Origin of the sequence: Colwellia sp. BRX10-4, assembly GCF_014077465.1 — a bacterium.
GTDB lineage: Bacteria > Pseudomonadota > Gammaproteobacteria > Enterobacterales > Alteromonadaceae > Colwellia_A.
In genome coordinates, this window is sequence record NZ_JACGVZ010000019.1 from 1 (window position 1) to 21,349 (window position 21,349).

Consider the following 21,349-nt stretch of genomic DNA (forward strand, 5'->3'; position numbering starts at 1 on the left):
TGGCGTGATGGTTACATGTGGCGTGATGGTTACATGTGGCGTGATGGTTACATGTGGCGTGATAGCATAAATGATGCTGCTAATATTGATGTTAACGTTTGGGTTGAAGACTAAATTAACCTTACACTTTAAACTTTAATATTTATTTAGAAATAAAATTATGGAACCAATAACTTATTGAATAACATAGTGAGGGTATTTATTAAGCTAATATTAAAATTCAGGTTTTCGCTTAAGTGTGACCTGAATTTATTACTAATTGCCTCACTATTTTTTACTACTCATCTTTACGCTAGCCAAGTTTTAGCAAACAATAACAATATTCGTTTTCAAAAATATTCCCTAAAACAAGGTTTATCTCAACAAGCTGTCTTTTCTATTCTACAAGACCGTCAAGGTTTTATGTGGTTTGCTACTCAGGAAGGTTTAAACCGTTTTGATGGTTATCAATTTCGCGTTTTTAGTCATGAAGCCAACGATAGTAATTCCTTATCTCATGACGCTATTTACACTATGTTTGAGGATCATAATGGTTTATTGTGGTTAGGTACTGATGGCGGTGGTTTAAATCGTTTTGACCCTATATCAGAGACATTTGAACATTTTAGTAAAAAATCTCATAACCTCAGTAGCGATAGAATTAATGTGATTTTTGAAGATAAAGATCACATTCTTTGGATAGGTACAGACGGTGGCGGATTAAATAGGTTTGATCCAACAACTGAAGTATTTCAATCCTTTTTACATGATACAAACAGCAAAGTAACGCTAAATCATAATAATGTTCGTTCTATTCACCAAGGCAAGCAAGGACAATTGTGGTTAGGTACAGATAAAGGCATAAATATATTTGATATTAATACACTGACTTTTACCAATTTTACATTAAAAGATAATATCTCAATAAAGCTGCATGATTACAGTATTAGAAGCTTATTCGTTGATGAACAACAAAGAGTATGGATAGGCACCTATCGCAATGGTTTAATCACCATTGATCAGCAAAATAATGTTACTCAGTATAAGTCTCAAAATGAAGATAAAACAAGCGTGTGTGCTAATACCATACATGATATTTTTCAGGACAATATTGATAATATTTGGCTGGCAACCGACAATGGCCTATGTCTTTGGCAACCCGCAAGTGATAATTTTACGCAATTTCGTCACGATGTTAAAGACTTATACAGCCTAGGTGATAACCGCACAAGAACATTATATCAAGACAATGGTGGTGTACTTTGGCTTGGTACCTTTGGAGGAATAAATAAATGGAGCCCCTCTGACTTTTCTCATTACCGTCAAACCCCCAACAATAAGAATAGCCTATCGAGTAACATCATTACGGCATTTAGTGAGCGTAACAATGGTGATGTTTGGGTAGGCAGTTATGATGGCCTTAATTTATTTAATCCACAAAAAAATACTTTTACCAGATTTAAAGTTGATGAGAGCGCTGCTTCAAGTTTGAGTGACAACCGTATTATGTCTCTTCACAGCGATGCTGATGACTCGCTATGGATTGGCACCCGTGGTAAAGGCCTTGACCACTATAATCCTAAAACAAACTTATTTACTCACTACACCCACAACGAGAAAGAAATAACGAGTTTAAGTGCAAATGGCGTCACTGACATATATCAAGATAATCAAGGGGTATTATGGGTAGCAACATATACCAGTGGTTTAAACCGCTTTGAACCAGCAACAAAAACTTTCAAACACTTTCGTCATGATGTCAACGATGATAAAAGTCTCAGTACCGACCGAATTTTGTCTCTACATCAGGGTAAAAATAATACTTTATGGTTAGGAACAGAGGGTGGAGGTTTAAACCTATTTGATCCTAAAACAGAAACTGTCACTCAATATCTTCATAATAGTAAAGACCCTGATAGTTTAAGTAATAATGTTGCTTGGTCAATACTAGAAGATCCCCAAGGCGATTTATGGGTAGGTACATGGGGAGGTGGTTTGAATCGTTGGGCTGCTGCAGATCGAAAAACAGGTAAGGTGCGCTTTAAACACTATGGAAAGAAACAAGGATTACTCAGTAATGTGATTTACGGTATTGTTGCAGATGGTCAAGGTTTTATATGGCTAAGCACTAACCGTGGTTTAACTCGATTAGACCCACAAACAGAACAACTGAAACAATATGATGTTTCTCATGGCTTACAAGAGAATGAGTTTAATCATAACGCAGCAATGAATAGTCGCCATGGGCAGCTATTTTTTGGTGGTTCTAATGGCTTTAACATGTTTACTCCTGCTGAAATTAAAGAGAATAACAATCAACTGCCCGTATTGTTAACCGGTTTATTGAAAATTAATAAAAAAACCAAATTTGGAGATGCTGTAGCAGGGCTTAACAATATAATATTTGATTACAAAGACTACGTAATAGCGTTTGAATTTGCAGGTTTAGATTACACCACACCAGAAAAAAACAACTATAAATATAAATTAGAAGGCTTTGACCAAAACTGGATCGAAATAGGTAAAGTTCATCGAACTACGTTTACCAACCTCCCTGCGGGCGATTATATTTTTCGGGTAAAAGGCGCTAATAATGATGGTATTTGGAGCGAAAAATCCTTAGCACTGAATATCAAAGTGACACCTGCACCGTGGGAGTCATGGTGGGCTTATAGCTTATACATACTGTTTGTCATTATGATCTTCTTTTTCTATATTCGTGCCTATAAAACCAAATTACACCAAAAAGCTGAATATAGTCGACATTTAGAAAAACAAGTTATACTAAGAACAACTGAACTCACCACCGCTAATCATGCACTTGAAATATCCCAAAAAGCAGCACAGGCAGGAAATCGTGCCAAGGGAGCTTTTATTTCCACCATGAGCCACGAATTACGGACGCCAATGACCTCAATTTTAGGATTTGCCGAAAGCATTTTACAAGATCCTATTGAACCTGAGGAAGAGCATAGAAGGATCAATAAAATCATCAGCAATGGTAATTACTTACTGCAACTAATGAACAATGTTTTAGATATTTCTAAAATTGAAGTTAATTGTTTAGATTTAGAAAATATTGCGGTATCGCCTGTAGAAATAATGCAAGAGTTGGAAGAACTCATTGGGCAACGAGCAACTGAAAAAAAACTGAATTTAACCATTAATTACCTACTACCTATTCCTGGCGTAATCCAAAGTGATCCGACAAGATTAAAGCAAATATTACTTAATTTATGTGGTAACGCGATAAAATTTACTGAAAAAGGTGGGATCACAATAAATATTTCCGCCGATCAGCAGACTAATTTGTTATCTTTCTCTGTTGTTGATACCGGAATAGGTATACCTGAGAATAAGATAGCGTCAGTTTTTGAAGAGTTTACCCAAGTTGACTCATCTACCACTCGTAAGTTTGGTGGTACTGGTTTAGGTTTAAGTATTTCTAAGGAGTTAACCCAAGCGATGGGCGGAGAAATGCACCTCACTAGCCAGGAAGGTATTGGCAGTCAATTTTCATTTAGTATTGGTATGGGAGCGGTTCAAGTGCTGCAATGGCTGAACGAACACTCAGCTATTGATAAAATAAAACATAAGCATAATGCCAAAGAATATAAAATTCCCACGCTTACAGGGAATATTTTATTGGCTGAAGATTGGCCTGATAACCAAGAGTTGATCCGCCTGTATGTTGAACGTACTGGCGCTAAAGTGACCTTAGTAGAAAATGGTCAATTAGCGGTAGAAGTGGCACTGAGTAATGACTTTGATATGGTCTTAATGGATGTACAAATGCCAGAAGTTGATGGTATTGAAGCAACTAAAATACTACGTGCTACTGGATTTTCTAAGCCAATAATCGCATTAACAGCAAATATTTCTAATAACGATATTGAACTTTACCTAAAATCTGGTTTTAGTGGGCATTTAAAAAAACCGATAGAAATCCAGACTTTTTATCAAACCTTAGCAAACATATTACCTACCGCATCAATAGATCTTGAACCGTCAGTAGCAAAAAATATTAAGCAGGTAGAACAACAACAAGTTTTAATCAATACTTTCATTGAAGGCTTGCCAACAATATTAGCTGAAATTCAACAGATGGCAGAAGAAAAAAATTGGTTAAAACTACAAAACTTGTTACATAATTTAAAAGGTTTAGGGGGATCTTTTGGCTTTCCTGAAGTTAGTCAGCAAGCAGATATACTTTATCAATCTTTGCTAACGAAGAAATATAGCCTCATTATTATCCAATTAGATACATTACAGCAAATAACAACTAAAATAACTGATGAAATTAATTTATAATTACCTAGTAAATTCCCGTTAAGCTTTTCCACATATATTCCAAAAAAGAGGTCATATGCCTGATAGAAAATTAAACATCTTGGTTGCCGATGATGAACCTTTGATGTTGAGCCTACTGAGTGAATATTTAACAACTTATGGTAATCATAATGTGATACAAGCATGTAATGGAAAAAAAGCCTTGCAGTTATTTAATACGAATAAAGGTAATATAGATGTTACTTTTCTTGATATTGAAATGCCATATATTAATGGTTTAAAAGTGCTACAAGCCATTCATAGCATCGAACCTTCAGCTTATGTAGTAATTATTAGTGGTTTGGGCAATTTACATAATGTGAAAACAGCGATTTCCGCTGGCGTTAACGGTTTTATTGTCAAACCCTATACTTATGAAAAAGTTGCTGAAGCACTAAATAATTATCTTCATGCTTACTGTACAGAATAATAATATCATCAGTTTTACAATTTACATGAGAGCCAAGTCAGGATTAGCCATTATCAAACTCTCAACTCATATCGAACTTCAGCAGACCAGTGAATTTATCTGAAAGGCGTTTTAGATAAACTACTCATTTTTCATAGTAGACAATAATATTGATGGCTGAAAATCCAAAAAAACGACCTGGAATACGATACCAACCGATTTGACTGGAAAGGAATTCAATGAATTTTTCTTACATATTTCTGACTATGAAGTTGTTACACCTGAAGAGGAAACTGCTGAACCTATCATTACAGATATTAAGTATGGCAGTGTCATTAGGTTCATTCACGAACACACAGGAGATAAAAAAGTACAATTTAATATTTGGTGAACTTATTACGCATGGCTATAATATTGATAAATATGCATTTAAATGGTTATATTCAATTATATCCACCTCTTCCTTCATTGTTTTATCATTAATAATTTACACGAATCATATGGTAGATAAAGCCATTATTTTTAGTATCCCTTTAAAACAAATTGCATTAGTTGTTTTCTTATTATTGTTAACGTTTAACTCTTTATTTTTTGTTACTTAAACTTGGGTAAAATCCGTGCATTTGCGTATGCTAAGAGATTAATAGCTGCTTGTGACCGAATAAACTAAATAAAATGTATTGTGTCATGATGAAGTTTTTCATACCAAATCATCACATACATTTAGCACTATCGCCTTTGGGGCAGAAGATAGTTAACTTAACTGCCCGTGTACGCTATTGCTAAAAATTTTATTCATTGTTGTATGACCACTTAGTCGGATCCAATGCCACTAACTCAGGCATTTAACATAGCCTTTATTGTCTCTATAAATCTTATAAACCTAATTCCTAAAACAACCAATCATATCGGCAATTTCTTGTTTAGTTAAATTAGTATTTTCATCATCAACGAGTTCAACAATACGTTTACGGTCTTTATCAGGGATCTGGCGAGGTTTGCCAAACTTAACACCTTTTGCTCTTACTCGCTCAAGTCCTTTCTGAACTCGCTCATTGATAATGTCTTTATCAAATTCAGCCAATGCACCTAACATGCTAAACATAAGTTTTCCGTTACTGCTTGAAGTATCAACTGCTTGATTAAGAACATTAAGAGTAGCACCTTTCGCTTCAATCATATCAACCAACTTGTGCAAGTCAGTTAATGATCTTGCAAGACGGTCTAACTTTGTAATGACAATACTATCCCCTTACCTTAAATAATCAATTGCACTATGTAACTATAGACGATCACTTTTAACGCTACTCAGTTTTTCCTTAAATATTTTCTCATAACCTTTAAGTTATTCTAGTTGATTATCTAAGTTTTGATTTTGAGTTGAACAGCGAGCATAAGCAATTTTAATACTGTACCTTTATCCCCAGGAGTTAGATTACAAACTTAAAATTAGGATAAAGGTTACACTTAATCGAGGTGATCATGCAAAAATACGGTTGGTAAAACACTGTAACCTAAACTGTAGTATTGATTACAGTGCTAGAGGTTGCCAGTTAGGAGACTAAGCAATCAATCTACCTATTCAAATAATCTGATATAATGTAAGAGTAAAAATGGTGAAAATGTTTAGGGCGCTAATGCCACATTTGAGGCATTTGTGAATAGACATCACTAGTGTAATTTCTAGACATAAAATGAGATTGAGACGTTTTATTTAATATTCACTATTGCCACAAAGCTGTCTAAATTTACGAGTAAAAACACCCCTGTTTATGTTCACTTTGATACGAAGCCAGACATTTCTTGTCTGCCAGCTAAGAAGCGCAGTTCCCAATTTCGGTCACTGGCTTTTTGGTTTTCTAAGCTGCAATATTGACCGTAAAGTGCGGATTAGAGACGTTCTAGCTAGCTTTTTTCTGATTCTATAATTAATCTATACAAGTGACAAATATCACTTAACACTCAGACCGAGGAACGCATTACACCAGCCGAAAGTTTAGGCAACGACTGTGGCGTTATCAAATCACACAAAGCATCAGCCGCCGCGGAAATTGTTGGGATAATGCCACAATGGAACGATATTTTAGAAGTTTAAAAACGCAATGGATACCTTTGATAGGGTATAAGAATTTTAATGAAGCCAAACAAGCAATCATTAATTACATCATGGATTATTACAATAAGACCCGGCCACATACGTATAACGGTGGAATAAGCCCAAATGAATCAGAAAGAAGAGATGAGTTAAGCTACAACACTGTGGCCAATATTACATGACCACTTCAGTTAAGTAAGTTTATGGGGGGAGCAATGACCTGTTACTCAAACCCATCTTTAAAAGATTTTCTTAAATCTAGAAATAAACACTAGGTTATCTTAATCATTACATAATATTTCAAGTTGATATTAATAACCTTTAACGCCAGCGTTATCACCATGTAGCTAACCGTGTAAAATTTCTTGAGCTTAAGCTGATATAAGTACAAAAAAAGCCCCTACATTACTGCAGAGGCTTTTTCTTGAATTAGTCGAGTTGACCGTATAAGCCGGGTTTTGTATCTCTTTCGAAAAAGAGTGACAATCATTCGTCTAGGCCTTAAATCGCTCTAAGGCTCAAGCAACCTACCCGGTTTCCACGCGAACCACGCTTATACTATTTAAACTTACGCTCGAACAGTCATGAAACCCTATTTGGTCTTGCTCCGGGTGGAGTTTACCCTGCAATTACTGTTACCAGCAATCCGGTGCGCTCTTACCGCACCCTTTCAGCCTTACCTGTGAAGTTCCTAAGAACAACCATCGGCGGTCTTCTCTCTGCTGCACTTGTCGTCGGCTCACGCCGCCCAGGCGTTACCTGGCACCCTGCTCATTGGAGCCCGGACTTTCCTCCCCCTCATACCTATATCTTCAGTTTACACATCTGATACAAGGATAAAGCAGCGATTGTCTGGTCAACTCGGCGCGCATTTTACCTTAATTTTTACCGATAGCCAATTGATAATATATTTAGTTACTGACCACTAATAAATAAAGCGTAAATTACTTCATTTCTAGGGCTATTTCATACAAAGCGTTCTTTTTTACTCCGTATATTTCAGCGGTGATCGCACAAGCTGTCTTTGGCTTCATTTCCGCTAACAGTAATTTCAGCGTAGCAATAGCCTTTGCTGGAATAGCGTTCGCATCAATTTTTTTACCTTCTATGATTAAAACCATTTCACCTTTCAGTTGATTTGGATCTTCTTTTAACCAAGCTAATAAGTTTTCAGCGGTATCAGAGTGAATAGTCTCAAACGTTTTTGTTAACTCACGAGAAATAACCACCTGACGTTCCCCCCCCAATACTTTGACAATATCTTCAACGGTATCAATTGCTCTACGTGGCGCATCATAGAACACCATAGTGCGTGGTTCTTCAAGCAAGTTCGCTAATGTTGCTTGCCTAGCACCGGTTTTTGAAGGTAAAAAACCTTCAAAAGAGAAACGATCTGTGGGTAAACCCGCGACAGATAGAGCAGCAATTGCTGCACAAGCACCCGGAATAGGAGAAACAGGTAAATTAAGTTGTCGGCAATGGCGAACCAAATGAAACCCAGGATCACTGATTAAGGGTGTTCCGGCATCTGAAACCAGTGCAATGCTTTTCCCTTCTTGTAAAAGTGTTGCAACATAGTCTTGACGTTGGCGTTCATTATGGTCATGTAATGATAGCGTTTTGTTTTTGATAGAATAAGCAGATAATAATCTTTGAGTATGGCGAGTATCTTCACAGGCAATAATATCCACATGAGTTAACACATCAAGTGCGCGTTGACTGATGTCGGTTAAATTTCCGATGGGTGTGGCGACGATGTAAAGCGTGCCTGATTCTACAAATACTGACGACATAATGAATACTTAAGTTGAGACTGATGAAGATGAAGTTTATTATAAAGCTAACTAATAAAGTACGGATTTATCGCTGGTGAGCCAAACTAATTTTTTGTTTTCTAAAAAAAGCACTCTTTATCGCATTACTACACTCTTTTCTGTCGCTCTACTAACAACGACATTATTGACAAGTTGCGGTACGTCCAAAAATATTGCCGACAATAAAGGCGCAATCGATTCTCGAAATCAACCATTAGAGAGTGCCAATAATAAAATAACCTCACAACAGTTGCTGTTGGCTGCGCAAACACAAGAGGTAAAAATAGCAACCGCCACACTTATTGATGCCAGTGAATTGCTGATTGGTGAGGAAAGTTATAATCAAGCACTATGGTTATCTCAGCAACTCACAGCACTAACTGACAATGCACAAGACAAGTACCGCTTAGCATTGGTAAGCGCAGATAGTTTACTTAAGCTAACTGAGGTTGAATTAGCCTTTAAGCAGCTTGAAGTTGCTAATAAAATTTCAACTGATAATAACGTTATTCATCGCGAAAACTACTACTTCTTACTGGCTGATATACAGCAGCGTAGAGCATTAGAAATTAGTGCGGTCAACGCTAAATTGCATTGGTTTTCCAGCAGTTCAAATACAGACGTTGATGATATCTATGAACTATGGCAAGCATTAACTTTACTGTCTACTTGGCAAGTCAGCCAATTAGCAGCGCTTGACCCGCCTTATATTAAAGGTTGGCAACAACTATTAACTTACGCGCATAAATTTGGTGGTGATATTAACCGTTTTGATGCTTACTTAAGTCAGTGGCAAGGTGATTTTTCTGCGCATCCCGCACAAGCGATTATTGAAACATTAAAAATAACAGAACAAAGCCCACAAGCACTTATTGAAAATATTGCGGTTATTTTACCCCTTTCAGGTAAACAAGCGTCTGCAGGAAAAGCTGCCCAGCAAGGGATCCTAGCCGCTTATAGTAATATTCCCGATAAAAACTTAACCTTTATCGATGCTGATACACTTGATTGGACCTTATTAAATGAGCAGCTAATCGCCTTAAATAGTCATTTTATTATTGGCCCTTTGCTTAAAAATAATGTCGATAAGTTCCTTGCCCAAGGTGAAATTTTGCTACCTAGCTTATTACTTAACACGCCAAAAGTTGAGCAACGGAGCACAGAGCAATTCATTCTGTCGATGCGCCCAGAAGACGAAGCTTACCAAGCAGCAACAACATTGAGTCGTAAAAATTATCGCTCACCAGTCATACTCAGCCATCAAGATACCGCCAGTAAAAGAATTGCCCGAGCCTTTAGCAAACAATGGCAACTGATTAACGGCTATGCTCCTGAAGTTGTTTATTTCGAAAAAGGCAAAATGATGCAAGAGCAACTCAAGGCTAGCTTAGAGGTCGATAGTAGCCAAGCGCGTATCAAGGATTTAAAAATAAGAGTAAAACAGAGTATCGATTCAGAACCAAGAAATCGCCGTGATATTGATATGTTTTACTTAGTGGGTTCACCGGCACAAACAAAATTACTAAAACCGTACATTGATGTTAATACCAGCCCTTTTGCTACTATTATTCCAGTTTATGCTAGCTCTCGCAGTCATAGCAGTAAACAAGATTCAAGTAAGCATAACGATCTTCGTAACCTTATTTTTACCGAAATGCCTTGGCTGTTAAGTAGCCAACAACAAAATGCTCAATTAGCTGATTTAAGTAAAACGCTTTGGCCAAGTCGCAGTGACTCTTTACAACGCATCTTTGCCATGGGTTATGACAGCCTATATTTAGTCGACAAACTGCCCCTGATGAAACAAAAACCTTATGTTCGTCATTATGGTCAAACCGGTATATTAAAATTAAACAGTAATAACACCCTAACGCGAAGCTTATTGTGGGGTATATATCAAGATGGTGAGGTCGCTGAAATTGCCATGGACTAAGCCAGTTACGACTAAAAAAACCGGTGATATTACCGAAAGGTACGCGGGAGATTTTTTGGTGGCACAAGGCTTAATTATCGAAGAAAAAAACTTCACCTCCCGGTTAGGTGAAATTGATATAATCGTCAAAGATGCTGACACTTATGTCTTTGTCGAAGTAAAATATCGTGCTTCGATGTCGTTTGGTGGTGCTATTTCAGCAATATCAACGAAAAAACAGCAAAAAATTAGGAAAACAGCTGCAATTTATCTGCAACAATGTGGTTTAAACGAATATAATACTTCTTGTCGATTTGATGTTATTGCTTTACAAGGTAATATAAACAATCTCGATATTACCTGGCTAAAAAACGCCTTTTAGAGTCAATAAACGGAGCTAATTTCATTTATGTTAGAACGGATCAAAAGTAACTTTACCGAAAGTATCCAAACCAAAATTGCCGCCAGTGAATTACTAGCAGGACCTATTGAGCATGCTGGTATGATAATGGTGCAAAGCTTATTGGCTGGTAATAAAATACTTGCCTGTGGTAACGGCGGTTCAGCGGGTGATGCACAGCACTTTTCAGCGGAGTTATTAAACCGCTATGAAACTGAACGACCACCTTTACCGGCAATAGCCTTAACGACCGACACTTCGACGATTACTTCTATCGGGAATGATTATTCCTTCGATGAAATATTTTCTAAACAAGTGCGAGCATTAGGTAATAATGGGGATGTTTTACTCGCTATTTCTACCAGTGGTAATTCTCGTAATGTCATAAAAGCGATAGAAGCAGCAGTATCTCGCGATATTCCTATTATCGCATTAACCGGCGGTGATGGCGGCGATATTGCAGGTTTACTGGGCGAAAACGATGTAGAAATACGGGTACCTTCTTCACGTACAGCTAGAATTCAAGAAGTACATTTAGTGGTAATACATTGCTTATGCGATATTATTGACACAACTTTATTTCCTCAAGATGCCAATTAATATGATGCGAAAAAAATTATTAATAACCCTAGCAAGTATTTTATTTTTGCAAGGGTGCGTTGCTGCTGCTGTTGTTACTATTGTCGGAGGAGCATCTGCTGCTACCGATGAGCGTAGTATTGGTACACAGTTGGACGACCAAAAAATTGAATTTGAGGCGAATGCTAAGCTTGGCAAACATCAAGCCCTCGCAGACAACACTAATATTCAAGTGATCAGTGTTAACGGTAGTGTCTTAGTTATCGGGCAAGTGCCCAATACCTATTTACGCGATCTGGCGATAAAGTCGATTAATGAAGTTAAACAAGTTGTTCAGCTACATAATCAAATTCGTATCAGTAATACCACTTCTATTACGACCAGAAGTAACGATGTTTGGTTAACGTCTAAGGTTAAAGCGGCTCTTTTTGGCAGTGACAACATCGATGCGACTAATATTAAAGTAGTTACTGAAAATGGCGAAGTCTTTTTAATGGGCTTAATAACACAAGCGCAAGCTAATGAAGCCGTAGAGATAGCCCGTAATGTAAGCGGCGTCAATCGTGTATTCAAAATATTTGAATACATTTAACGATAAGTTACTTACCATAGCGCTCATAAAAAAAGCTTCTCAAGTTAATACTTGTGAAGCTTTTTTATTATTAACCGCTTGCCATAATGACGACTGAAATAAATTTAAAACAATTTCAGCATAACAGCTAATATACCAACAACAGTTATTGTGCTTGTAGTAATTACTTGATCACTTTTAAGCTAGGCTTACCTTTCGCTGAGCCCTTTTCAGACTTGGTTTTTGAAGTGCTGCTCTTATCTGAAGAGACACTAGATAAACCTACTGGCTTTACTGGACTTATTTCTTTATCAAGTTCTGGTTCAGGGTGTTCAATCACAAGCGATGTCCCCGCACCATTTTCTTTTGCATAAATAGCACTAATAGCACCGTAAGGCACGACAAGTTGTTCAAGCTTACCGCCAAAACGTGCGCTTACTTCAATGGCATGATCAGCAAGAGAAATAGAACCAACGGCTGACATTGAAACGTTGAGCACAATTTGCCCATCAGTCACATAAGCTGTTGGAACTAACACACCATAGACACTCGTATCGACAGCAATATATGGTGTGAGGTCGTTATCAGAAATCCACTGATAAAAAGCTCTCACTATATAAGGCTTGTTAGAGGTCATCTCTGGAGATATCAAGGCTAAAACATACCTAAACGTATTTCACGTTCTTCTTCAGTTAACGATGCTTGAAATGACTCACGTTCAAATAACTTCAGCATGTAACCTTTAAATTCTTTAGAGCCTTCACCGTCAAGTTCAATACCTAAAGCAGGTAAACGCCATAATAGTGGTGCTAAGTAACAGTCAACTAAACTGAATTCTTCACTCATAAAGTAAGGCGCTTCATTTAAAATTGGCGCTACACTTAACAAACTTTCTTTAAGTTCTTGACGAGCTTTGCTTGCAGCGTCTGCTGGGCCACTCATAATTATTTTTGCTAGACTGTACCAATCTTGTTCTACGCGATGCATCATCAAACGGCTACGACCACGTGATACCGGATAAACTGGCATTAATGGTGGATGAGGAAAACGCTCATCTAAGTATTCAATAATAATTGATGCTTCGTATAATGCTAATTCACGATCAATTAACGTCGGTACTGTGCCATAGGGATTTAAGTCGAGTAAATCTTCTGGTAAGTTAGCCAAATCAACTAAGTGGATATCAACGCCAACACCTTTTTCAGCGAGTACGATGCGTGTTTGATGACTATACATATCATCAGCATGAGAATATAAATTCATCACTGAACGCTTGTTTGCTGCTACGGCCATAATGCCTCCAAAAATCTGTAATAAAAAACTAACAAAGGGGGCCAAAGCCCCCCATAAATAAAACGCTGTACATTAACAATAATTGTTAATGTACGTCCTTCCAATATTCAACTTTAAGTAAGTAAGCAAAAATAAGGAAAATAAATAAGAAACCTATTACCCAATATCCCATAGCTTCACGCTTAAGCTTACTTGGCTCACCGGTGTACTCTAAGAAATTGGCTAAATCACGAGCAAAGGCATCGTACTCTTCAACGGTCATAGAACCACCCGTTGCTTCACTGAGATTACCATTTTCGTCCATCGTACGAACACCTTGTAACCCCTGTAAAACATGCGGCATACCCGCATTTTTTAATACGGTGTTATTAACGCCAAAGGGACGTTCAGGATCAACGTAGAAAGAACGCAAGTAAGTATAAATATAATCAGGCCCTGGTTTTAAACGCGCCATTAGCGTTAAATCAGGTGGTGTATTACCAAACCATTTAGCCGCATCTTTTGCTGGCATAGTATTAGTAATATGATCACCGACTTTTTCACCCGTATACATATAATTAGCAATACCATCGGCTTCACTAATACCTAAATCCTCAAAAGTACGATTGTATCTTTGGTACTGTAACTGGTGACAACCTAAACAATAATTAATGTAAGATTGAAAACCACGTTTAAGTGACTCTTTGTCACTTAAATCATTACCCGCTTTGTCTAAATGAACACCACTGCTACCAGCAAGTGTGAGCATAGGCACAAGCGCAAAAATTCCAAAAATAAAAGCTCTAATAAATTTATTCATTATCCTGAAACCCTCTCTGGAACGGGCTTAGTTTTTTCGTTCTTACTATATACCCATAAGGCAAGAAAGAAACCAAAATAACCAAACGTAGCGATAGTACCAATTAAGTTGTAGATCGGTGTTGATGGCAACGTACCTAAAATACCCAAAGCAATGAAACAAATAACAAATTGCGATAAGTTAACCGTATGAGCCGTACAACGGAACTTAATAGATTTCACTGTACCACGGTCAAACCAAGGTAATAAGAATAAAACAATGATCGCAGAAAACATACCAACTGCCCCTAATAACTTATCAGGGATTACACGTAAAATGGTATAAAAAGGTCCAAAATACCAAACCGGTGCAATATGCTCTGGTGTTTTCAAACCATTTGCAGGTTCAAAATTTGGCGCTTCCATAAAATAGCCACCGCCTTCAGGGTTAAAAAACATTACCCAAGAGAAAATGATTAAGAAGATAACAATCGCCACTAAATCTTTAACTGTATAATAGGGGTGGAACGGGATCGCATCGACGATATCGTATTTTTTAGTATATTGCTCATGGAAAGTAAATTTACTGTGCTCTTCTAATGGCACACTGCCTTTAGGTTTTTTAATATTTGTGCCTTCAGGGTTGTTCGAACCCACTTCATGAAGTGCAAGAATATGTAAGAAAACTAATACAACTAAAACCAATGGCATTGCAATAACGTGTAAAGCAAAGAAACGGTTTAAGGTAGCACCTGATATAACGTAATCACCGCGTATCCAGAGTGTTAAGTCATCACCTATAATTGGAATAGCACCAAACAGAGAAATAATAACCTGCGCGCCCCAATAAGACATATTACCCCAAGGTAATAAGTAACCCATGAAAGCTTCAGCCATAAGCACTAAAAAGATCAACATACCGAAGATCCAAAGTAATTCACGAGGCTTTTGGTATGAACCGTACATCATGCCACGGAACATATGCATATAAACAACAACAAAAAACGCTGACGCGCCTGTAGAATGCATATAGCGAAGTAACCAGCCGTAATCAACATCACGCATGATGTATTCTACAGAAGCGAACGCACCTTCACCTGATGGTTCATAACTCATTGTTAACCAAACACCCGTTAACAATTGATTGACGAGTACGACACTCGCTAAAACACCAAATACATACCAAAAATTAAAGTTTTTAGGTGCAGGATATTGACCAGCATGCTTGTTTACCGCGTCGGTTAACGGTAAACGTTTATTAATCCACACCATTAAATTAGATAACATTATGCTTCTCCTGTATTAACACCAATTAATAAGGTGTCTGCTGTTGGGAATGAATGCTCAGGAACCACCAAATTTGTTGGTGCAGGAACGCTTTGAAAAACACGTCCAGCCATATCGAATTTAGAGCCGTGACAAGGGCAAAAGAAACCGTCTTTTACACCCTCAACAAACTCTTCAAAATCGCCTTGGTGGTGAGTAGGAGCACAACCCAAATGAGTACAAACGCCTAGAGCAACCATAAACTCAGGCTTAATTGAACGATATGCATTAGTTGCATAAGTAGGTTGTTGGGGCTCTTCTGAACCAGGGTCTTTCAATTGATCGTCATGCGCCGCTAAAGTTGATAATATTTCTTCAGTTCTTCGGACCACATAAACAGGTTTTCCTCGCCATTCAGCGCGAATTAATTGACCTGGTTCTATTTTACTAACATTGACTTCAACCGGAGCACCTGCAGCTTTCGCTCTAGCACTAGGGTTCCAAGAACCAATGAAAGGCACAGCCAAACCGACAACACCAACACCACCTACTACCGAAGTAGCAGCAGTTAAAAAGCGTCGACGGCCGTTATTCACGGGCGCATTGCTCATTTAAAATCTCCAAATAACATTGTTTCAAACAAATTCGAATTATTATTCTCACAGCTTCAGCGAGTTGCGAGAGAAAATACTTTCCAATTGTTCGCCAAAACTTGTGACAAAAATTTTTCTGATAATAAAGAAATAAGCACTTTTTTACAAGTAAAAATAAGCAAAACATCGGTTATATATCTTTATTTCACTGACTTTATCACTTTAGACACACAACTAAATACGAAAGATTATTATTCAAAAAAAACGCACAAAAAAATAGTTTCTCTTTCACTATCTGATAAATTATTTTAATACTTATATAGCTAAGTGTAATGGCTAACCAACAAAAAAGTGTTCAGTAAACAGCTTAATAGTAGGACTATTTTCACCCATATTATTTTTATTGCTGTTCATTGAAAGTTTACCATTTTATTGGAGCTCGCACTGTATTATTTATTATCGCCTAAGGTTATTTTAATGATAAAAAGCCCGCGATTTTACCTTTACTGCGGATGTTGATTTTTCTAAATAACAGATATAAAAAAACCGACATAAAGTCGGTTTTTTGAAAACGTATAAGGTAAATATTAACGTTTTGAAAATTGTGGCTTTTTACGAGCCTTGTGTAAACCAACTTTCTTACGTTCAACTTTACGAGCATCACGAGTTACGAAACCAGCTACACGTAGAGAACCACGTAAAGTTTCATCGAACTCCATTAATGCACGAGTGATACCGTGACGAATTGCGCCAGCTTGACCAGAAATACCACCACCAACAACAGTGATGTTAAAGTCAAACTTTTCTAACATTTCAACTAATTCTAATGGTTGACGAACAACCATACGAGCCGTTTCACGACCAAAGTATACAGAAATGTCACGCTTGTTAATTGTAATTGCACCGTTACCAGCTTTCATGAACACACGAGCAGTTGAGCTCTTGCGACGACCAGTACCGTAATATTGATTATCAGCCATTGCTTAAAGCTCCAAAAGTTGTGGTTGTTGTGCAGTATGCTTATGTTCAGTGCCCGCGTAAACTTTAAGCTTACGGAACATTTCACGACCTAAAGGACCTTTAGGTAACATACCTTTAACTGCGAATTCTAAAACACGCTCTGGAGCTTTTTCAATTAGCTTTTCAAAACTAATTTGCTTAAGACCGCCTGGGAATTCTGTATGCGAGTAGTAAATTTTACCCTTCGCTTTATTACCAGTTACTTTCACTTTCTCAGCGTTAATAACAACGATATAATCGCCAGTATCTACGTGAGGAGTATATTCTGCTTTATGCTTGCCGCGTAAACGGGTTGCAATTTCAGTAGCGATACGTCCTAAAGTCTTATCTTCGGCGTCCACTAAGAACCATTCGCGTTGTACGCTTTCTGGTTTTGCTACAAAAGTTTTCATTAAAAAACCCAATATTTATTATGTTACTTTAAATGATAAATGCTAAGAATTAGCATCACCGGTTAAAAAGACCACGCTCTACCCCTTCGAGTATCGAGTCCATCGCCACTACTTTTCACAAAAGTCAAAAACAGTAGGCATTTGTAACGCAGGGAGCGCGGATTATACAGAAGTTATCTGCTAAGATCACCTATAAATCACAATCAATTGCACTTTTTTTAAACTTTTATCACGAATACAATCGCTAGCTAATAATGAATCACATTTTGAATCGCTGTAATTTAAGCAAATAGCGCAATTGTCTAAGGAGGCTACCGATTTTTGATAACATTTTACACTTTGGCTTGCTGTGGTTGGAAAAGCTAATACCTCACTTCCCTCTTTAACTTTTATTGTTTCGCACTTTTTTCAATGTAGGCTTGCTGGTGGTTATCTTTTTCACTTGTTGGAAACTTAGCTAATGCCTTAAATGTGTTTCAATTTTTTCACTTTATTTATGGTCTATATTACCTATAAAAATAAATGACAAATCCAAAGCTCTACATACTGGATCAAGTTAAATAAAAAACACAACATATAGTTTACTCGCGTAATAATTCTAAAAATTGGCATAAAAAAATGCCGATCGCTAAATCGGCATTTTTATAATTATCTTTAAGTAGAGCCTACTATCTCACTAAGGTAAGTGCTTACTTGCTAAATAATCATGTGACTGCATTTCTTGTAAACGACTTAAACAACGGTTGAACTCAAATTCCAGTCCACCGTGGCTGTATAAATTTTCCATTTCGACTTCAGCGGAAATAATTAATTTTACATTACGCTCATAAAATTCATCAACCAAGGCAATAAATCGACGCGCCGCATCTTCACGATCAACACTCATTTGTTTGACATTGGCTAATAATACCGTGTGATACAAACGACTTATCTCCATATAGTCAGTTTGACTACGTGCGGATTCACACAACACCGAAAAATCAAAGTGTACAATACCGTCGGACTCTTCAATCGCCGATAATGAGCGATTATTTATTTTAACTTCAACATCTTTTTTACCTGGTTTGACCGACAATTGAATAAAATATTGCGCCAGGTTTTCGCTTGCCTCGGCATCAAGTGGAGCATGGTAAATCTCGGCTTGCTTTAGGGTTCGCAAACGGTAATCAATACCGCTATCGACATTTACTACATCACAATGTTTATTGATGAGTTTAATAGCTGGTAAAAAACGTTCACGTTGCAAACCATTACGGTACAAACCGTCAGGTATAATATTTGACGTTGCCACTAAAGTAACATTATGTGCAAATAATTCTTCAAACAAAGCGCCAAGAATCATTGCATCGGTAATGTCGGAAACAAAAAATTCATCAAAACAAATAATGCAGGTTTCATCAGCAAAACGTTTGGCAATTATTTTCAATGGGTCAGCTTGCCCTGTTAATGTTTTTAATTCTTGATGAACACGGTGCATAAAGCGATGAAAGTGAACACGCATTTTATTATCAAAAGGCAAACAATCATAAAAGGTATCAACTAAATAAGTTTTCCCTCGACCAACGCCCCCCCAAAAATAAAGTCCTTGTATGGTTTTAGTTTCAGATGAAGCAACAATGCGCTTCCAGCGATGAAGCACTTTCTTAAACCCTTCAACGGGTAAGGGTTTATTTTGAAGATCTTCATAGAGCCTCTGTAAGTTTTTTACCGCATTTTCCTGCGCATCGTCATGTAAAAAATCATCACGGGTTAAATCTTCATTATACTTATCTAGAGGTGAAAGCTTGATCATTTATTGGCCACTTATATTTTTTTTCACAAAGTCTTTACAGGACTAATGGAATATTTTCTTGAAATTAACAAATTCGCAATCATATTGATTAGGTAAGCGCGAACAGAAGCGCTATTATACAAAATAAGTTCCCATATTTTTACTAATTTTATTGAATATAACGAGGGTTTGACACTATGGATATAGTTTTAGCAATTTTTCTTTTATTAGTTGGTGCGGCAATAGGTTTTGTTGCTAGTCGTTTTTTATCTGCATCAGTCCAAGACAATCAAAAACTTAGTGCACGCGTTAGTAATAGTGAAGACGCTTTAGCACAATATAAACTCGATGTTGCAGAACATTTAGATGACTCAACAATACTGTTGGACAAAATGAATAGCACTTGCCAAACAGCAATGTTGCAAATGGAAAAAAGTACGCAATTATTAAAGCAAGCAACACCTTTAGACGTTGATGGCATGCCTTTTTTCTCAAAAGAAACACAAGAACAACTTGCACAAACGGTCTCATTACGTCATAACAGAGCCGAACGTAAGAGTGAAGAAACAAGCACTGAACCACCACTTGACTATTCAGGCCAAGCGAGTGGACTTTTTGTCGACAAGAAACAAAGTGTTACAAATGTAGGCTAATGTTCTTTGGAACTAACGCACACAGCAGAGGTCTTTAGTTGAGTATAAAATTACATTAATCATTTATGTTTATAAGAAGGTTGTCTCTTTTATGAAAAAACTGTCTGTTTTAGCAACAAATATTCTTCTTTCTAGCTCTATTGCCTTGGCAAGTTTGCCCGTTCAAGCCAATTTACCTTTTTCCGTTAGTGGTCAACAGTTGCCAAGTCTAGCGCCGATGCTAGAAAAGGTCACTCCGGGTGTCGTGCTAATTTCGGTTACCGGTACCCACGAAGATAAATCTACAGTACCAGATGCCTTAAAGTTTTTCTTTGGTAATCCTCAACAAAACCAATCAAGAAAGCGTGAATTTCGAGGTTTAGGCTCAGGGGTCATTATTGATGCTGCACAAGGCTACATAGTCACTAATAATCATGTCATCAGTGAAGCTGATGAAATTCAAATAACGTTAAAAGACGGTCGTCAAATCACCGCAAAAAAAATTGGCTCTGATGCCAGTAGTGATATCGCTTTACTACAAATAGACGCTGAAGATTTAATTGAAGTAAAGTTAGCTGACTCAGATAACATACGGGTTGGAGATTTTGCTGTTGCCATTGGTAGCCCTTTTGGTTTAGGTCAAACCGTCACATCAGGTATTATAAGTGCTTTAGGACGTAGCGGATTAAATGCACAGAATTACGAAGACTTTATTCAAACTGATGCAGCCATTAACAGTGGTAATTCGGGTGGCGCACTCATTAACTTACACGGTAAACTTGTTGGCATTAATACGGCGATATTAGGCCCTAATGGTGGCAATGTGGGTATTGGCTTTGCCATACCCAGTAATATGGTCGATAACATTGTTAAACAATTAATTGAGTTTGGCGAAGTTCGCCGCGGTGTCCTTGGCGTGTTAGGCCGAAGTGTGAATGGTGAAATCGCCAAGGCGCTAGAACTCGAGTCAAGCCAAGGTGGCTTTATCGAGCAAGTCATTGCTGATTCTGCTGCTGCCGATGCCGGTATTGAGTCTGGTGATGTTATTACCAAAGTGAACGGAAAAGTGGTGAAAACGTTTGCCGCCATTCGAGGAAAGATTGGCTCGATCGGTGCAGGCAAGTCTGTTGAATTAACGGTCATCAAAAAAGACGGTTCAGAAAAGACTTATGACGTTACGCTTAAAAAACAAGAAACAGCAAAAGTAGAGGCCGCAAGCATCCACAGAATGTTAGATGGGGCTGAACTTCAAAATAGTACGAATGATCAAGGTATTGATATTAAGTCAGTGGAAGAAGAAAGTCCCGCCGCCGCTATTGGCTTACAAAAAGGTGACGTGATCAGTGGAATAAACCGCACACGTATCAAGTCTATAGGTGAACTACGCAGCTATTTAAATGATAACAAAGGGGTTTTTGCTCTCAATATTGTCAGAGGTAATAGCACATTGTTCTTAATGATCCGCTAATACCACAGGGGTGATATTAGACTTATCTAAAGGCTCTTTATGAGCCTTT

General features: G+C 37.5%; 18 protein-coding genes, 1 other RNA gene and 1 pseudogene. 9 read left to right on the forward strand and 11 right to left on the reverse strand.

Annotation, left to right across the window (positions count from 1 at the left end; all coding sequences use genetic code 11):
* Positions 1-177: 177 nt before the first annotated feature.
* Positions 178-4,290 (forward strand): hybrid sensor histidine kinase/response regulator, encoded by a 4,113-nt coding sequence (locus tag H4J67_RS14205; RefSeq protein ID WP_182204088.1) that lies wholly within the window; start codon positions 178-180, stop codon positions 4,288-4,290.
* A 55-nt stretch (positions 4,291-4,345) separates the two neighbouring features.
* Positions 4,346-4,738, forward strand: a complete 393-nt coding sequence (locus H4J67_RS14210) for a response regulator (RefSeq protein ID WP_182179237.1) — start codon at positions 4,346-4,348, stop codon at positions 4,736-4,738.
* A gap of 862 nt (positions 4,739-5,600) precedes the next feature.
* On the opposite strand, the gene H4J67_RS14215 is transcribed toward H4J67_RS14210, so the two are convergent.
* Complete coding sequence (locus H4J67_RS14215; RefSeq protein ID WP_182204134.1) at positions 5,601-5,960, reverse strand: recombinase family protein; 360 nt, start codon at positions 5,958-5,960, stop codon at positions 5,601-5,603.
* Between the two features lie 716 nt (positions 5,961-6,676).
* Here H4J67_RS14215 and H4J67_RS14220 point away from each other — a divergent pair.
* A pseudogene (locus tag H4J67_RS14220) lies at positions 6,677-6,994 on the forward strand (integrase core domain-containing protein); the annotation flags it as partial.
* A 248-nt stretch (positions 6,995-7,242) separates the two neighbouring features.
* Here H4J67_RS14220 and rnpB read toward each other — a convergent pair.
* Together rnpB and rsmI are read right to left on the reverse strand one after the other, a co-directional pair.
* Positions 7,243-7,676, reverse strand: an RNA gene (gene rnpB / locus H4J67_RS14225) — RNase P RNA component class A.
* An 80-nt stretch (positions 7,677-7,756) separates the two neighbouring features.
* Complete coding sequence (gene rsmI, locus H4J67_RS14230) at positions 7,757-8,605, reverse strand: 16S rRNA (cytidine(1402)-2'-O)-methyltransferase (protein WP_182169325.1); 849 nt, start codon at positions 8,603-8,605, stop codon at positions 7,757-7,759.
* A gap of 76 nt (positions 8,606-8,681) precedes the next feature.
* Here rsmI and H4J67_RS14235 point away from each other — a divergent pair, with 76 nt between their 5' ends.
* Genes H4J67_RS14235 through dolP form a run of 4 tightly spaced genes read left to right on the forward strand, consistent with a single transcriptional unit; the run spans position 8,682 to position 12,109 of the window.
* Positions 8,682-10,559: a penicillin-binding protein activator gene (locus tag H4J67_RS14235; protein ID WP_182204090.1), complete on the forward strand. Its 1,878-nt coding sequence runs from the start codon at positions 8,682-8,684 to the stop codon at positions 10,557-10,559.
* Positions 10,546-10,920, forward strand: a complete 375-nt coding sequence (locus H4J67_RS14240) for a YraN family protein (RefSeq protein ID WP_259368613.1) — start codon at positions 10,546-10,548, stop codon at positions 10,918-10,920. The genes H4J67_RS14235 and H4J67_RS14240 overlap by 14 nt, the downstream gene beginning before the upstream one ends.
* A 27-nt stretch (positions 10,921-10,947) precedes the next feature.
* A complete protein-coding gene (locus tag H4J67_RS14245; protein WP_070375790.1) occupies positions 10,948-11,538 on the forward strand; it encodes a phosphoheptose isomerase in 591 nt (196 codons plus the stop codon).
* Positions 11,539-11,542: 4 nt separating this feature from the next.
* Positions 11,543-12,109 (forward strand): division/outer membrane stress-associated lipid-binding lipoprotein, encoded by a 567-nt coding sequence (gene dolP, locus H4J67_RS14250; protein ID WP_182169362.1) that lies wholly within the window; start codon positions 11,543-11,545, stop codon positions 12,107-12,109.
* A gap of 163 nt (positions 12,110-12,272) precedes the next feature.
* Here the strand turns inward: dolP and H4J67_RS14255 are convergent, their stop codons facing one another.
* The 8 genes from H4J67_RS14255 to zapE form a co-directional block, all read right to left on the reverse strand.
* Positions 12,273-12,725, reverse strand: coding sequence for a ClpXP protease specificity-enhancing factor (locus tag H4J67_RS14255; RefSeq protein WP_182204136.1), 453 nt, complete (start codon positions 12,723-12,725; stop codon positions 12,273-12,275).
* Between the two features lie 17 nt (positions 12,726-12,742).
* Complete coding sequence (gene sspA / locus H4J67_RS14260) at positions 12,743-13,381, reverse strand: stringent starvation protein SspA (protein ID WP_070375788.1); 639 nt, start codon at positions 13,379-13,381, stop codon at positions 12,743-12,745.
* Between the two features lie 85 nt (positions 13,382-13,466).
* A complete protein-coding gene (locus H4J67_RS14265) occupies positions 13,467-14,180 on the reverse strand; it encodes a cytochrome c1 (RefSeq protein WP_182204091.1) in 714 nt (237 codons plus the stop codon).
* On the reverse strand, positions 14,180-15,445 hold the full coding sequence (locus H4J67_RS14270) for a cytochrome bc complex cytochrome b subunit (RefSeq protein ID WP_182169317.1): 1,266 nt from the start codon (positions 15,443-15,445) through the stop codon (positions 14,180-14,182). The genes H4J67_RS14265 and H4J67_RS14270 overlap by 1 nt, the downstream gene beginning before the upstream one ends.
* Complete coding sequence (petA, locus tag H4J67_RS14275; RefSeq protein ID WP_182169315.1) at positions 15,445-16,035, reverse strand: ubiquinol-cytochrome c reductase iron-sulfur subunit; 591 nt, start codon at positions 16,033-16,035, stop codon at positions 15,445-15,447. Before petA ends, H4J67_RS14270 begins: the two co-directional genes overlap by 1 nt.
* Positions 16,036-16,604: 569 nt before the next feature.
* Complete coding sequence (gene rpsI / locus H4J67_RS14280) at positions 16,605-16,997, reverse strand: 30S ribosomal protein S9 (RefSeq protein ID WP_182169313.1); 393 nt, start codon at positions 16,995-16,997, stop codon at positions 16,605-16,607.
* Between the two features lie 3 nt (positions 16,998-17,000).
* The gene (gene rplM / locus H4J67_RS14285; protein ID WP_070375783.1) at positions 17,001-17,429 is read right to left on the reverse strand and encodes a 50S ribosomal protein L13; all 429 of its coding nucleotides are present in this window, start codon (positions 17,427-17,429) and stop codon (positions 17,001-17,003) included.
* A 676-nt stretch (positions 17,430-18,105) separates the two neighbouring features.
* On the reverse strand, positions 18,106-19,221 hold the full coding sequence (gene zapE / locus H4J67_RS14290) for a cell division protein ZapE (protein ID WP_182204093.1): 1,116 nt from the start codon (positions 19,219-19,221) through the stop codon (positions 18,106-18,108).
* Between the two features lie 176 nt (positions 19,222-19,397).
* Between zapE and H4J67_RS14295 the strand changes: the two genes are divergently transcribed.
* Positions 19,398-19,853, forward strand: a complete 456-nt coding sequence (locus H4J67_RS14295) for a YhcB family protein (RefSeq protein WP_182169309.1) — start codon at positions 19,398-19,400, stop codon at positions 19,851-19,853.
* Between the two features lie 91 nt (positions 19,854-19,944).
* Positions 19,945-21,300 carry a Do family serine endopeptidase gene (locus H4J67_RS14300; RefSeq protein WP_182169307.1) on the forward strand — a complete coding sequence of 452 codons (1,356 nt, stop codon included), beginning with the start codon at positions 19,945-19,947 and terminating at the stop codon, positions 21,298-21,300.
* The last annotated feature ends 49 nt before the right edge of the window (positions 21,301-21,349 follow it).